Raw genomic sequence first — 14,322 nt, 5'->3', positions numbered from 1 at the left:
TTTTGTGGATTTTGTAGAGGGGTGTTGGGAGGTTGTGTCGAAACGATGAACCTGCATGGTGAAAGTGGTGAAAAGTATGCAGTTTTCATCTTGAACCGTGACCTATCAAGTACACGGAGTCTCCTTTTCCTGCGTCGTCTTCCATGGCAGGTTCCGTCGGTTCAAACACCTTCACCAATCTCCAAACTGTTGCAGGTAAATGGCCATTGGAGTGCGATTAAATGAAAAAAGGGGCGCTCCCAATCTTGCTAGGTACGTCCGTTTTGATGAACTTGATACTTGCATTCGGTATTTTAGCGATATTGAATAATCGATCATCGCCGGGAGCAATCGTATATCAAAGTGTTCTAGTCCATGATGGGATGGAAGATCTACAAACATTTCAGCAAAAGCACAAGCGATCTGCTTTACACGATGCTGCTGCCAAATTTCTTACAGTATCTGGTGAGTATCAGCAGTATTCCTCTGAGCGTAACGATCTTTCATTCAGGGATGGATTGTATTGAGCCTGAATCCGTGACGGCTTGACCAATTTGCTGTTTCTGTGGGCAAAAGTGGAAGAAGTTCGGCGCCTACGAAGTTGCCCACGGTGGTCGTTCCGGTGTTGGTCATCGAGTTCGCATGTCATGCCGCCTTTGGAGTGACGAAGTCCCAAACCCCCTGGTCTTGGGAGCTTTCGGGAGGTTGAAATTCCAGTTCGACGGCCGCCTTGTCGTCACGAGAAGGTCAAATACAATCTTCGAAACGTGGGAAGCCACCGATTGCCACGGCCCAGTTTTAGCTTTGTCTGCCGGGCATGCCGGACCATCTTGGCGGCCAGTGTCATCAAGTTTTGAATCACCGTGCGAATCCGGCGGCGTTCTACCTTTTTGCGCAGCGGTGAATCACCCCGTTTGAGACTTTCCTGGCCTATCACCCGCAATAGGTTATATGCTACGACGACGAAGTGCAGGACCAGGCTATTCGTCGCAAACTTACCGGAGGGCAGCCGTTCCGCATCCAGGTCTGTCTTGATCTCGCTATGGAACTGCTCCATGACAGCGTGTTCCCGATAGAGTTGAATGATGACCGCCGGGGCGTCCGGTAGTGACGTCCAGTAGGCGCTAACCTCAATCTCCGGTACGAGCAGCATTTGCCCGTCGGCGGTTGTCGTACGTTCAATGACTTCAAACACCATGCGAACTGGCTGAGACACACTTTTGACCGGGCAGAGTAGCGAGCCCTGATAAACCTTCTTTCCGGGACGAGGCTCCTCGCAGGTTCCATGTTGCTGTGCAGTGATCAGCCAGGCGTCAACGCTCTCTTTCCGCAGGTTTCGCTTGATGATGAAATCTGCCTTGCTGTCCTCCGCCTGGCAGATTGCAATGTTTTCGGCACTGTCATTCCCTGCATCCATGCGTACGAGCAGCGGTAGGTCAGTTACCTGTCGAGCGTATCCGATGCTCTCTCGCAGGAAGGCGGCGGTTCCTTTTTGGACATGTGTGCTGCCTTCCCGAAGCTGAACATGGACAGCGTATCCCTCTTGACCCAAATAAGCGAAGATGGGGGCGTACCCGTCCAGTCCCTTGTATGTACGAGAGACGCCTTCCTTCTTGGTGCCCGAGTTGTCAAACGGCGAGACGTCGATGTCCAAAGGGACGTAGAAACGATGATCGGAGTCCTGTCCAAGCACGATGGGGCGAAGTGTCACTTCCAACGTTTTCAGCAACTTTGCCGACTCTTCCAGGAGAATGGACTCCCATCCGGATTTTCCTGCTGCCATGTCAATGCGTTGGCGTAATGTAGGGCTGGAGGGTACACTCTGAATCTGCAGCGCATCCAGGAAGTAATCATCCTCCCGGAAGGGTTCGATATGGTCGAAGTCGGTTTTGCCTTGGCAAAGCAAGCCAATATACGCATGTGCAATGTCCCAGTTCGAGATTTCTGGAGTTCCCATGCCGTCTAACCGAGTTTGATTGAGACGTTCGCCGATTCGAGTCTTTTCAAGGAGCAACCCAATCAACGCCATACCTGAATGGGTAACAATGACTTCATCGGATTCCTCAATAATAAAACGCAAAAGATCACCCCGGCGGTGAAGCGGATCTGGAGGAGCACAGCCCCAACTATCCCTATTCTACCGGAGAAAACACACGTGTTGGCGGGGTTCTACGGGTCAAGCCGCCACGGATTCAGGAATAAAGTTTCAAATGCAGATATGGACAGGCTGCAGTTATTCTTGAAGTATCTACCCGATAACAATCACAAAATGGATGAAATGAAGAATCATAACAAGCAATTTGAATCTAACATACAAAATTATCTAAATGAGCTGAAGGAGAGAAAGCTGATACTTTAGGTTTTCCGGTGAGCTTGTTGGTGTAGCCGCTCGCGCTGTTTGACGGTGACAGTGAATCACAGAGAATCCACCGACAATGACGCCAAACAATCTGAGCGTAAACAGGGAGGCTGCTTGTTTCGGCCATCGCCAGTTAAGTGGTGTAAATTTGAGTGCAGCCGCTTCGTACCGGCTGTTTATGCATTGAACGACGTGGCGCCATTTACTCGTGTTCGTTCAGGCCTATGCGTCTTGGCATAGGCAGGGCCCACGTGCGAAAGACGTGGGCCTGTCAATGCATTGATGGGGCAGGGCCTGCGACGTACAAAATCAGCGGTGAATTTTGTTTAGGAGACACAGCCGCATGGTCCGTTTGACGGTCGCCTAGCTGTTACACGTTACACCTGAACCGATTGTTTCGCCGACTTCTCGCGCTCCGACTTGTTGAGTTTGCGCTTGCGCAAGCGGAAGTTCTGCGGTGTGATTTCCACCAGTTCATCGTCCTCGATATAAGAAATCGCCTGCTCCAGCGACAGGTTCCGCGGGGCCTTTAGGCGGGTGGTCTCTTCTTTGGTGGCGGAGCGAACGTTCGACATGTGCTTCGCCTTGACCACGTTCACGGTCAGGTCATTTTCACGTGCGTGCTCACCGACAATCATGCCCTCATACACGACGGTGCCCGGGGTGATGAAGAACACGCCGCGGTCTTCCAAGTTTTGCAGGCTGTACGCGGTGGCAACGCCGCCTTCACTGGCGACAATCACGCCCTGCCGCCGCGTCTGCACGTCCCCTTTCCAAGGCTCATAGCCAAGGAATGACTGGTGCATTGTACCGTATCCGCGGGTCATCGTCAGAAACTCATTCCGAAAACCGATCAGTCCGCGTGCCGGCACCGCAAATTCGAGCTTGGTGGAACCGCCGCTTGGGTACGGCGTCATTTCCCGCAATTCACCGCGGCGCACGCCAAGCGCTTCAATCACTGCGCCCACCGCATCATCCGGTACGTCTGCGACCAACCGCTCAACGGGCTCCATTTTTTGTCCATTGATTTCCTTGACAATGACGCGCGGTTTCGAGACTTGCATTTCGTAGCCTTCGCGCCGCATCCGTTCAATCAAAATCGACAAGTGCAATTCACCGCGGCTGGAGACGAGGAACGTGTCCGCGTCCTCCGTGTCTTCGACCCGCAGGCTCACGTCCGATTCCATTTCGGCGTACAAGCGTTCGCGGAGCTTCCGTGATGTGACATAGGTTCCTTCGCGGCCAGCCAGCGGGCTGTTATTCACGAGGAAGCTCATCTGCAGCGTGGGTTCGTCGATCGCGGGCGCGGGCAAAGCCTCTGGATTCATGGCGTCTGCCACCGTGTCACCGACCGTGATGTCTCCGAGTCCCGCCAAGGCGACGATATCGCCAGCTGAAGCCTCTTCGGTATCGACCCGGCGCAGGCCCTCGAAGCCGTACAGCTTGGTGATCCGCGACTTGCGCGAAGATCCGTCCCGCCCGAGGATCGCGACGGTGTCCCCGACCCGGATGCGGCCACGAACCACGCGCCCAATGCCAATACGGCCGAGGAACTCGTTGTACTCCAGCATGGTCGACTGCCACTGCAGCGGCGCATCGACATCGACCAGCGGCGCTGGGATGTGCTTCACAATCGCTTCAAACAAGGGCTCCATATTGGTGCCAAGGTCGGCCGGGTCAAGCGATGCAGTACCTCGAACGCCAGACGTGTATACGACCGGGAAGTCGCATTGTTCTTCGCTCGCATCCAGTTCGATGAACAGGTCGAGGACCTCGTCGACCACTTCAGACGGCCGGGCGTTATCGCGATCCATCTTATTGACCACGACAATCGGCGCCAAGCCCTGCGCGAGCGCCTTCTGCAAGACGAACTTTGTCTGCGGCATGACGCCCTCAAACGCGTCGACGACCAACAGTACGCCATCCACCATCTTCACAATCCGTTCGACTTCACCGCTGAAGTCTGCGTGGCCGGGGGTGTCAACGATATTGATTTTCCGATCCCGGTAGGGAATCGCGGTTGTCTTTGCCAAAATCGTGATGCCGCGCTCACGTTCCAGTTCTCCGGAGTCCATGGCGCGTTCCTGCAGCTGCTGATTGTTTCGAAAGAGGCCGGATTGGCGCAACAACTGGTCAACCAGGGTGGTTTTTCCGTGGTCAACGTGTGCGACAATCGCGACGTTGCGCAACCGGTCTACATGTGATTGGGTCATTGGATTCACTTCACCTCAAATGTCATGCATGGATGTTGCGTGTATTGCACAGTGCCGGAGGCTCATCTGGGCACACGACGCCCCGTCGGCGCACGCAGCATGCTCCAAAGTCCTACCTTAACATGCGCAATTCGAAATGGCAATGTGCACAGAAAAAATCATTTGCAGGCACACAATCCCGGTGTTATAATATGGTGTGTTAAGCTTCGTATAGGGTACAACGCGAAGAGTGGGGAAACCCACTCTTCGATTTATGACACCCGAAATCGAAGATACGCGGAACCTGGCGAACGCCGGTACGAACGCCTGAATATGCGCATCAAGCGGGTTCGCCGCGGGAAAAGAAGGTCGCGGTGCGACGGATTGAGGGAGGAACTACCTGTGCCGAAGGAGCGCGTGGTCGACATCGTAGAACAGCTGACACTTCCAATCCTTCAAGCATGTGACGTGGAACTCGTCGACATCGAATATAAGAAGGAAGGCGGAAGTTGGTTCTTGCGCGTGTTCATTGACAAACCGGGCGGTGTGGACATTGACGATTGCAGCCGGGTCAGCGAACAGTTGTCCGAGCGCCTGGATGAGGTAGACCCAATCCCCACCGCCTACTTTCTCGAAGTGTCTTCGCCGGGCGCGGAGCGTCCGCTGAAGAAACCAGCGGACTTTGAGCGCGCAGTGGGTATGTACGTGCACATTTCCCTGTACGAACCGCTGGCGGGGCACAAGTCGTTTGAAGGCATCCTGGCTGCGTATGACGAACAGCAGGCAACGGTGGAGTTCCGGGAGAAGGGCGTCGTCAAGCGCGTCGAGATCCCGGTGGACGCCATCGCCGCTGCCCGATTGGCGATCGAATTCTGAACGGCTGGCGTGATGCAAGCCAGCATCTGAGAGGGGGAGACGAGGCGCCATGAACGCGGATTTCATCGAGGCGCTTGCCCAACTGGAACGAGAAAAGGGAATCGACAAAGACACGCTGCTCGAAGCCATTGAAGCTGCGCTCATCTCCGGTTACAAGCGAAATTTCAATTCGGCTCCGAATGTCCGTGTGGAAATCGGGCGCGATACCGGGGTTGTGCGCGTGTTTGCGCGCAAGGAAGTGGTCGAGGAGCTGAGCGACCCGCGCCTGGAGATCTCGCTGGACGCGGCGCTGGACATCAGCCCGACGTACCAGGTGGGCGACATCGTGGAGATTGAGGTCACGCCGCGCGACTTTGGCCGGATCGCGGCGCAGACTGCCAAACAGGTGGTCACGCAGCGCATTCGCGAAGCAGAACGGTCCATCATTTATAACAAGTACGTCGACCGCGAAGAGGAGATTGTCAGCGGCGTGGTACAGCGCGTTGATGCGCGCGTGGCGTATGTCGATCTCGGGGAGACGGAGGCGGTGCTGCCCGTCAATGAAATGATGCCGACCGACAGTTTCCGAACCGGCGACCGCATCAAGGCGTTCATCACCCGCGTCGAGCGCACGACGAAAGGGCCGCAGGTGATGCTGTCGCGGACGCACCCAGGGCTGCTCAAGCGCCTGTTTGAGCTCGAGGTTCCGGAGATCTACGACGGCGTCGTGGAGATTAAGGCCGTCTCGCGCGAGGCGGGCTACCGCTCGAAAATCGCCGTCCACTCCCGCAATCCGGAGGTGGACCCGATTGGTGCCTGTGTCGGGGCCCGGGGCATGCGTGTGCAGGCCGTGGTGAATGAGCTGCACGGCGAGAAGGTTGACATTGTCAAGTGGAGCGAGGATGCAGCCGAGTTTGTCGCCAATGCTCTGTCCCCTGCGAAGGTGGTCGATGTGCAGATTATTGAGGAAGGCAAAATCGCGCGCACCATCGTGCCGGACTACCAACTCTCTCTGGCCATTGGAAAAGAAGGGCAAAACGCACGTCTGGCGGCGAAACTGACGGGCTGGAAAATCGACATCAAAAGCGAGACCCAGGCTGCCGAGATTGGCATGTTCGGCCGGATTTCGGATGAACCGGAAGAGGACGACGAGGTCGGGACGCTTTCCAGCGACTGGCTGCGGGAACCCTAGGTTCGAGCCGCCAAGCGGCTTGCGGCGCGCGGCCGCTGGATTGCCGGGCTGGCTTTGGGGAAACGGTTCGAAAAAGGAGGGATGAGCGTGCAGCGCGTCAAGAAGGTGCCACTGCGTCGATGCGTTGGCTGCCAGGAGATGTTTCCGAAACGGGAGTTGATTCGGGTGGTGTTGACACCAGAGGGTGAAATCCACCTCGATGCAACGGGAAAGCGGAATGGTCGAGGGGCGTATCTCTGCCAGAAGCAAGCCTGTCTGCAACTGGCGCGCAAGCGAAAGTCCCTCGAACGCTCACTCAAAACCTCCATTCCGGAACCGTTGTACGACGATTTGGCGGAACGACTGAAGGAGGCGGGCGCTTCTTCATGAGCAGTGCACAGGACAGCGGTTTGCGACACGGAGGACAGACGCCGGATGACGCAGCGCACGGCAAGGATGCGGCTGTGTCGGACGATGGAATGACGCGATGTCTGCAGTTGATTGGCTTGGCTGTGCGCGGGCGTCGTGCTGTTGCCGGAAGTGATGTGGTGTTCGAGAAGATTCGTGACCGAACAGCGGCGCTTGTCTTCCTTGCCGCGGACGCTGGCGTGAACGCAGCGAAGAAATATCGCGATAAATGCGCGTTTTATCATATACCGCTCGTGGAACGATTCGATCGATCGCAACTGAGCCATGCGTGCGGCCGGCAAACGGTCGTGATCGCCGTGACCGACCCCGGGTTTGCGGCGGCCATCTCATCATGTATCGGGGAAATTCTCGGGGGTGAAGCGTTTGACAAAACTTCGGGTGTATGAGTATGCGAAGCAGTTGAACATGTCGAGTAAGGAAATCATCACAATCTTAAACCGGCTGGATGTTCCGGTCGCCAATCATATGAGTGTCATGGATGATTCCATGGTGCAAAAGGTCGAACAATTCTTCTCCGACGTGAAACAGCGTGCCGCGCAGCGCCATGCGACAGAAGTCGAGCGTGAACTGCGGGAGAAGCAGCGGCAGCGGGAGCGCGCCGCGCGGCAGGCGCGGCAAGCGGAAGAGCAGCGGGCGGCACAGGCGCGGCAGCAGGAGGCCAAATTGGGGCTCGGCGCAGTTGCGCGTCCGGCTGGTGCGGGCTCGCCTCTATCGACCGGGGCAACGCGCATGGACGCAGGGACAACGGCGGGACGTTCGGAATCACAGGGTTCCGGGGCCGATCGCGCCGCTTCAATGAATCGACCACGTGATGCAGCTGTGGACGTCAGCACCGAGACCGCTGGTGCGGCTGGTACGGCTCCCCACGGACGGGATCATCAGGAGGGAGCTACGACAGTGCAGTCAGCGAACACAGGAGCAGCGACAACAAACGAGGACCGCGCGGCACACCGCGACAGCGCACGCGCCGAGAACGAGGCAGCGGCCCCGCAGAACGGCGGCGAAGGCACGGCACGGGCAGAACGCTCGGCGAATCCGAGTGGGGAACGGTCGGTCGATCGCGCGCCGGCACGGACGACGGGCGATCGCGCAGCGGCTCCGGGTGCGGCAGGCGGCCCGCGCAGGGATGCGCGTGGACCCGCTGGCGCCGACCGCGGACCGCGCAGCGGCCAAGGCGGCGGTTACAGCAATGACCGCGGACCGCGCAGCGGCCAAGGCGGCGGCTACAGCAGTGACCGGGGACCGCGCAGCGGCCAAGGCGGCGGCTACAGCAATGACCGCGGACCGCGCGGCGGCCAAGGCGGCGGCTACAGCAATGACCGCGGCCCGCGCGGCGGCCAAGGCGGCGGTTACAGCAGTGACCGGGGACCGCGCGGCGGCCAGAGCGGGGGCTACGGCGGCAATCGCAGTGGTCAGAGCAGCGGCTTCGGCGGCAATCGCGGTGGTCAGAGTGGGGGCTACGGCGGCAATCGCGGTGGTCAGAGCAGCGGCTTCGGCGGCAATCGCGGTGGTCAGAGCGGGGGCTTTGGCGGGAACCGCAGCGGTCAGGGCGGCGGCTTTGGCGGCCGCAGCGCAGCAGGGCCCGTGGCGGCTGCGACGAAACCCACCGCCGGCGGCTTGCGCAAGGATAAGGACAAAGACCGCGCCAAGGCGGACTTCGATCGCAACCGGAAGGAACAATTTAACGAAGAAAAGCTTCGCGGCCGCAGACGCGGACGGGGTCAGTCCGGCCGCAGCGAACAGCGGCGCCAGGAATTTCCGACGGAGGTTACCGTTGAAGGGCCGATGTCCGTGGGCGACTTCGCCAAACTGTTGAAACGGGAAGCCTCTGAGGTCATTAAGAAGCTGTTGTTCCTGGGCATCATGGCGACCATCAACCAGGAAATCGACACGGATGCGATGGAACTCATCGCGGAAGAGTTCGGCGTGAAACTCACGGTGACGGAGCCGGTCGACGAAGAAGCGCTGGATATGCTGATTGAAGAGGATAAGCCGGAGGACCTGAAGCCTCGGCCGCCGGTGGTCACCATTATGGGGCATGTCGACCACGGGAAAACCACACTGCTCGACGCGATCCGCGAAAGCAAGGTGGTGGCCAGCGAAGCAGGCGGCATTACGCAGCACATTGGCGCTTATCAAGTGGAAATTAACGACCGTAAAATCACGTTTCTCGACACACCGGGCCACGAAGCGTTTACGACGATGCGTGCCCGCGGTGCGCAGGTGACGGACGTGACCATTCTGGTCGTGGCGGCGGACGACGGCGTCATGCCGCAGACGATTGAGGCCATCAACCACGCCAAGGCGGCGAACGTGCCGATCATCGTGGCGGTCAACAAGATTGACAAACCGAACGCCAATCCGGACCGTGTCAAGCAGGAACTGACCCAGCATGGACTGGTACCGGAAGAGTGGGGCGGCGACACTGTGTTCGCGCACATCTCGGCCCTCAAGCGTGAAGGCCTCGACACCCTGCTGGAGATGGTGCTGCTGGTGGCCGACCTGCAGGATTTGAAAGCCAATCCGACGGGACGCCCGCGCGGCACCGTGATCGAGGCACGGCTGGACAAAGGCCGCGGCCCGGTGGCGACCGTACTGGTGCAAAACGGCACGTTGAAGGTCGGCGACATCGTTGTCGCGGGAACGTCCTTCGGCCGCGTTCGTGCGATGATCAACGACCTTGGCAAGCGCGTCAAGGAGGCTGGGCCGTCGACGCCGGTCGAAATTCAGGGCTTCGGCGATGTGCCGAGTGCGGGTGACCTGTTTGTGGTGTACGATGACGAACGTGCAGCGCGCAACCTGGTCAACAAGCGCATGAACAGGGAGAAAGTGGAACAGATGCAGGTGACGTCGCGCGTCACCCTGGACGATCTCTATAAACAGATTCAGGAAGGCAACGTCAAGGAACTGAATGTGATTGTCAAGGCCGACGTGCAGGGTTCCGTCGAAGCGCTGGTGCAATCCATCGAAAAAATCGACGTATCCGGGGTTCGCGTGAAAGTCATCCACAAGGGCGCGGGTGCGATTACCGAGTCCGATGTCGCGCTGGCGAGTGCGTCGAACGCGATTATTATCGGCTTCCACGTGCGTCCTGACGTGAACGCGCAGCGGGCGGCGGAATCGGAAAAGGTAGATATTCGCCTGTACCGCGTCATTTACAACGTCATCGAAGAGCTCGAGTCCGCGATGAAGGGCCTGCTCGAGCCGGAGTATCGGGAAGCCGTGCTGGGCCATGCCGAGGTGCGCGATGTGTTTAAGATTTCGCGTGTGGGGACCGTTGCCGGCTGCTATGTCACCGATGGCAAGATTGTTCGCGACGCCGAGGCGCGTCTGATTCGGGACGGCATCGTGGTGTACGAAGGGAGTCTGGAGTCGCTCAAGCGCTTTAAGGATGATGTGCGTGAAGTGGCGAGCGGATTTGAGTGCGGCATTACCTTGGAGAAGTTCAACGACATCAAGGTTGGCGACGTAGTTGAGGTCTTTAAAATGGAGGCCGTCAAGGTACAATAGGTAGCGATGGACCACTGGACATTCGATTCAGGGGGGAACGCGAATGGCTCGAATTCGAACAGCGCGTGTCGCCGAACAAATGAAGAAAGAAATCGCGGATTTGCTGCGCACGGAAGTAAAGGACCCGCGGGTTGGTTTCGCAACGGTCACGCGGGTCGAGGTGGCCGGGGACCTGCAGCACGCGAAAGTGTACGTCAGTGTGTATGGCGATGAAGCGTCGAAGCAGCAGACCATGCAAGCGCTGGAGCGAGCCAGCGGGTTTCTGCGCGGAGAAGTGAGCCGGCGGCTGCGCATGCGTGTCACGCCGGAAATGGTGTTCAAATTGGATGAGTCCGGGGAATACAGCGCGCACATCGAAACGGTGCTGCGGGAATTGCACCACGACGAGCCGTCCGAATCCAACAAGGAATAGTGCAAAGGAGGAACGGCATTTGGTCTGGGAACCTGCACCGCGCGACATGACCGGTGTGAATCGGGTGGTCACAGCCATTTCTGGAGGAGACGATTGGCTGATTGTCACGCATGAACGTCCGGACGGCGATGCCATCGGGAGTTCGCTGGCTGTTGCGCACATCCTTCGTTCGTTGGGAAAGAAGTTCACGTTTATGGTCAGTGAACCTTTGCCCCATCGGTTTTCCTACCTGCCCATGTTTGACACGGCGGAAATGATCGCGAGTCCGGTCGTTCGAACATACAAGCGGGTGATTGCGGTGGACTGCGCCGATGAGGCACGCTTTGCGCCCGTGGCAGCCTGTATCGACGAATTTGCAGAGATTGTCAACATCGACCATCACCAGACCAATCCGCGCTATGGCGCCGCAGCTTGGGTGGATCCAGCTGCGGCCGCCACGTGCGAGCTCATTTACCATGTGGCCCGCGGGCTCGACGTCCCGCTGGAAACTGGGCTCGCGATGTGCCTGTATACGGGGATTCTCACCGATACGGGCGGCTTCGCTTACCCCAGCACAACGCGGGACATTCACCAGATCGCGGCCGAATTGCTTGCCTGCGGGGTTCAGCCGTACGAAATTGCCGAGCCGGCGATGCAGTCGCGCAGCTGGGAGCAGGTGCATCTGATGCAGATGGCGCTCGCCAACCTGGCCGTGTCGAACGACGGCAGCTACGCCGCGTTGTATGTGACCCGGGGGATGATTGACGGCGCTGGTGCGACAGATGATGACGCAGAGGGCCTGGTGGAGTTCGCGCGCAGCATCGACACGGTCGAAGTCGGCATGCTGTTCCGTGAGACGGTCGATGGCAAGGTCAAGGTGTCCCTGCGCTCGAAGCGCCGCGTGGATGTGTCGCGGATTGCGCAAACCTTTGGCGGCGGCGGGCATGCGCGGGCGGCGGGCTGCACACTGGCAGCCGATCTCGACACCGCGATGACGACGGTGGTCGAACAAGTGGAACAAGCGTTGGCGGAGGTTTGACGTGTCTGTATCTGGGGTGCTGATTTTGGACAAGCCCAAGGGGCTCACTTCCCACGACGTGGTGGCGCGCGTGCGGCGCGTCCTCGGCACGCGGCGCGTCGGCCATGCAGGTACGCTCGATCCCGATGCGACTGGCGTGCTGGTCGTCTGTGTCGGGGACGCGACGCGGCTGGCGGAGTATGTCGCTGCAGATGAGAAGTCCTACGACGGCACGGTCGTCTTCGGCATATCCACCGATACCGACGATGCTGCCGGGCGGGTGCTGGCGCAAGCATCTGCTGCACAGCTCACAGAGGAGCAGGTGGCGGCGGCCGCAGAGCGCCTCACGGGTGTTCAATCGCAGACGGCGCCGCGGGTGTCCGCGGTGCACGTGCAGGGAAAGCGGGCCCATGAACTGGTTCGCGCGGGGCAGGCGTTTGAGGCCCCGGTGCGAACGGTGGTCATCCGCTCCCTCCTCGTCCATTCGTTTCAGCCTGGTGAATTGGCGACAGCCGCCTTTTCGGTGACGTGTTCAAAAGGGACCTACGTGCGAGCGTTGTGCCGAGACTGGGGCGCGGCACTGGGCTTGCCCGCGCACATGGGCGCGCTGCGGCGCACCCGGTCGGGGGTGTTTTCGATTGACGATGCCACGCCCTTGGAGGTGTGGGAGGCGTCGGAACGCCCTGCAAAAGCGCTGCTTCCGCCCGTGGCGGCCTTGCAGGAGATGCCGAAAGTCGTGATCGATCACGACACGTGTATGAAACTCGCCCGCGGACAGTCCGTTCGCCACAGCGCGGCGCGCGACGTTCCGGACGGCACCCTGTGCGCTGCGGTGACGAGCGATGGGCAGCTGGCTGCCATCGCAGAGGTGTCTGGGGCCGGCGCTTCGGGGTATCTTGCGCCTAAAAAAGTCTTTTGGAAGAAGGATTAAGGATGGACCGAATCACGGTGACTGCCGCACCGCCGGAGAGCGCGGAACCGCTCGTCCTGGCGATTGGAAAATTCGACGGCGTACATATTGGCCATCAGGCGATTCTCGGCGCGGCCAAGGCGGACCTGGGCGGCGCTCGCCTGGCGGCGATGACGTTCTGGCCCCATCCGACCTACGTGCTGACCGGGCAGGAAGCGTACGCGCGGGTCTTGACGCCGCCGCAGGAAAGGGACCGGCTGTTGGTAGAGCAGGGTGTCGAACGCGTCTATGAGATTCAGTTCACGCGCGAATACGCGTCGACACCTGCAGAAACGTTTGTGCTGGAGCACTTGGCGAAACTGCGGCTGCGCCGCGTCGTGGTCGGCGAGGATTTCCGTTTCGGTCAAGGCGGGAAAGCCACCGTGGAGGACCTCAAGCGGCTGTGCGGAGAAATTGGTGTGCCCGTCACCGTCGTGCGCGCGGTTGAAGAGAACGGCGTCAAGGTGAGCAGTTCACAGATCCGCCGTCACTTGGCAAACGGCCGTGTGGAGGCTGCGGAGGCACTGCTGGGGCGGCCTTACACGCTGGCCGGCACGGTGGAGCACGGGGATGCGCTGGGACGGCAAATTGGCTTTCCGACGGCGAACCTGGGGGCACTGGAAGCGTATGTGATTCCAAAGGATGGGGTGTACGCGGCGTCGGTCGCGACGGTCGGACAGGCAGACCGTCGCAACTGGTTCGCCGTTGTGAATGTGGGTACGCGGCCGACGGTCGATGGCACCACACGTCGGGTGGAGGCGCACTTGTTCGGCTTTGCGGGCGACCTGTACGACCAGGTGCTGCGGCTGTCGTTTTTGCGGCGCGTGCGGGACGAACGGAAGTTCGCAGGGATTGAGGCATTGAAAGCACAAATTGGCGAAGACGTACGCTTTGTCAAACAGATGCTTGGTATGCTATAATGCCAAAGTCTCGCGGACGAAGCCGCGCAAACAGCGCACAGCGAGGATAGAGGACGTCGCTGCGACATCGTGTTCTGCGGAGGCCGTCTGTGCCAGCCGACATCGATGTCTGACCGACTCTGGAACTGTAACGTGGATTGTCGTGTCCTCCCACGCATTCTCCGTTGCAGGGATAGGCTTCGAATCAAAGGAGGAAGTATGGAATGCTGACGAACGAGCAGAAGAAAGAAATCGTCGAGAAGTTCAAGGTTCATGAAACCGACACAGGGTCTCCGGAAGTTCAAATCGCCATTTTGACGGAAAAAATCAACTATCTGACCGAGCACTTCCGCGTGCACAAGAAAGACCACCATTCTCGCCGCGGCTTGTACAAGATGATTGGTCACCGCCGGAATCTGTTGAACTACCTGAGAAAAAAGGATGTCAACCGGTACCGCGAGCTGATTCAGGCACTGGGCCTGCGCAGATAGTTCCATCACCATCGAAGGCAATGTGCATGTGCATCGTCATGTATCGAGCCAAGCGGATGTTCCTCCGCTTGGCTTTGTT

The 14,322-nt window shown here is 59.0% G+C and carries 13 protein-coding genes; 11 read left to right on the top strand and 2 right to left on the bottom strand.

The annotated features are described in order from the left end of the window. Positions 1-221 precede the first annotated feature (221 nt). On the top strand, positions 222-506 hold the full coding sequence (locus JI721_RS00250; protein WP_274456095.1) for a hypothetical protein: 285 nt from the start codon (positions 222-224) through the stop codon (positions 504-506). A 209-nt stretch (positions 507-715) separates the two neighbouring features. On the opposite strand, the gene JI721_RS00245 is transcribed toward JI721_RS00250, so the two are convergent. Together JI721_RS00245 and typA are read right to left on the bottom strand one after the other, a co-directional pair. Next, positions 716-2,008 (bottom strand): IS1380 family transposase, encoded by a 1,293-nt coding sequence (locus tag JI721_RS00245; protein ID WP_274457684.1) that lies wholly within the window; start codon positions 2,006-2,008, stop codon positions 716-718. A 707-nt stretch (positions 2,009-2,715) separates the two neighbouring features. Further along, positions 2,716-4,551, bottom strand: coding sequence for a translational GTPase TypA (typA, locus tag JI721_RS00240; protein ID WP_274456093.1), 1,836 nt, complete (start codon positions 4,549-4,551; stop codon positions 2,716-2,718). Between the two features lie 381 nt (positions 4,552-4,932). Here typA and rimP point away from each other — a divergent pair, with 381 nt between their 5' ends. From rimP to rpsO, 10 genes are all read left to right on the top strand, one after another. After that, the gene (gene rimP, locus JI721_RS00235; protein ID WP_274456092.1) at positions 4,933-5,406 is read left to right on the top strand and encodes a ribosome maturation factor RimP; all 474 of its coding nucleotides are present in this window, start codon (positions 4,933-4,935) and stop codon (positions 5,404-5,406) included. 49 nt (positions 5,407-5,455) lie between these two features. Continuing rightward, positions 5,456-6,577 (top strand): transcription termination factor NusA, encoded by a 1,122-nt coding sequence (gene nusA / locus JI721_RS00230; protein WP_274456091.1) that lies wholly within the window; start codon positions 5,456-5,458, stop codon positions 6,575-6,577. An 87-nt stretch (positions 6,578-6,664) separates the two neighbouring features. Beyond that, on the top strand, positions 6,665-6,946 hold the full coding sequence (gene rnpM, locus JI721_RS00225) for an RNase P modulator RnpM (protein ID WP_274456090.1): 282 nt from the start codon (positions 6,665-6,667) through the stop codon (positions 6,944-6,946). Beyond that, positions 6,943-7,371, top strand: a complete 429-nt coding sequence (locus JI721_RS00220) for a L7Ae/L30e/S12e/Gadd45 family ribosomal protein (protein WP_274456089.1) — start codon at positions 6,943-6,945, stop codon at positions 7,369-7,371. Before rnpM ends, JI721_RS00220 begins: the two co-directional genes overlap by 4 nt. Then, entirely contained in the window at positions 7,349-10,495 is a 3,147-nt protein-coding gene (infB, locus tag JI721_RS00215; protein ID WP_274456088.1) for a translation initiation factor IF-2, read from the top strand. Before JI721_RS00220 ends, infB begins: the two co-directional genes overlap by 23 nt. A gap of 43 nt (positions 10,496-10,538) precedes the next feature. Further along, positions 10,539-10,907, top strand: a complete 369-nt coding sequence (gene rbfA / locus JI721_RS00210; protein ID WP_274456087.1) for a 30S ribosome-binding factor RbfA — start codon at positions 10,539-10,541, stop codon at positions 10,905-10,907. Positions 10,908-10,926: 19 nt separating this feature from the next. After that, positions 10,927-11,925 carry a DHH family phosphoesterase gene (locus JI721_RS00205; protein WP_274456086.1) on the top strand — a complete coding sequence of 333 codons (999 nt, stop codon included), beginning with the start codon at positions 10,927-10,929 and terminating at the stop codon, positions 11,923-11,925. Between the two features lies 1 nt (position 11,926). After that, a complete protein-coding gene (gene truB / locus JI721_RS00200) occupies positions 11,927-12,835 on the top strand; it encodes a tRNA pseudouridine(55) synthase TruB (protein ID WP_274456085.1) in 909 nt (302 codons plus the stop codon). A 2-nt stretch (positions 12,836-12,837) separates the two neighbouring features. Then, positions 12,838-13,773, top strand: coding sequence for a bifunctional riboflavin kinase/FAD synthetase (locus tag JI721_RS00195; RefSeq protein WP_274456084.1), 936 nt, complete (start codon positions 12,838-12,840; stop codon positions 13,771-13,773). Positions 13,774-13,976: 203 nt separating this feature from the next. Continuing rightward, positions 13,977-14,243: a 30S ribosomal protein S15 gene (rpsO, locus tag JI721_RS00190; protein WP_274456083.1), complete on the top strand. Its 267-nt coding sequence runs from the start codon at positions 13,977-13,979 to the stop codon at positions 14,241-14,243. Positions 14,244-14,322 lie beyond the last annotated feature (79 nt).

The sequence above is a fragment of the Alicyclobacillus cycloheptanicus genome, from assembly GCF_028751525.1.
GTDB lineage: Bacteria > Bacillota > Bacilli > Alicyclobacillales > Alicyclobacillaceae > Alicyclobacillus_L > Alicyclobacillus_L cycloheptanicus.
The sequence above is the reverse complement of the archived record's forward strand: the minus strand, read 5'-3'. Positions and strand labels throughout refer to the sequence as shown.

What these genes read in the sequence shown, in the direction of transcription:
- JI721_RS00250 (WP_274456095.1), top strand. Translation starts at nt 222, where the DNA reads ATGAAAAAAGGGGCGCTCCCAATCTTGCTAGGTACGTCCGTTTTGATG.
- JI721_RS00245 (WP_274457684.1), bottom strand. Translation starts at nt 2,008, where the DNA reads ATGGCGTTGATTGGGTTGCTCCTTGAAAAGACTCGAATCGGCGAACGT.
- typA (WP_274456093.1), bottom strand. Translation starts at nt 4,551, where the DNA reads ATGACCCAATCACATGTAGACCGGTTGCGCAACGTCGCGATTGTCGCA.
- nusA (WP_274456091.1), top strand. Translation starts at nt 5,456, where the DNA reads ATGAACGCGGATTTCATCGAGGCGCTTGCCCAACTGGAACGAGAAAAG.
- JI721_RS00220 (WP_274456089.1), top strand. Translation starts at nt 6,943, where the DNA reads ATGAGCAGTGCACAGGACAGCGGTTTGCGACACGGAGGACAGACGCCG.
- rbfA (WP_274456087.1), top strand. Translation starts at nt 10,539, where the DNA reads ATGGCTCGAATTCGAACAGCGCGTGTCGCCGAACAAATGAAGAAAGAA.
- JI721_RS00195 (WP_274456084.1), top strand. Translation starts at nt 12,838, where the DNA reads ATGGACCGAATCACGGTGACTGCCGCACCGCCGGAGAGCGCGGAACCG.
- rpsO (WP_274456083.1), top strand. Translation starts at nt 13,977, where the DNA reads ATGCTGACGAACGAGCAGAAGAAAGAAATCGTCGAGAAGTTCAAGGTT.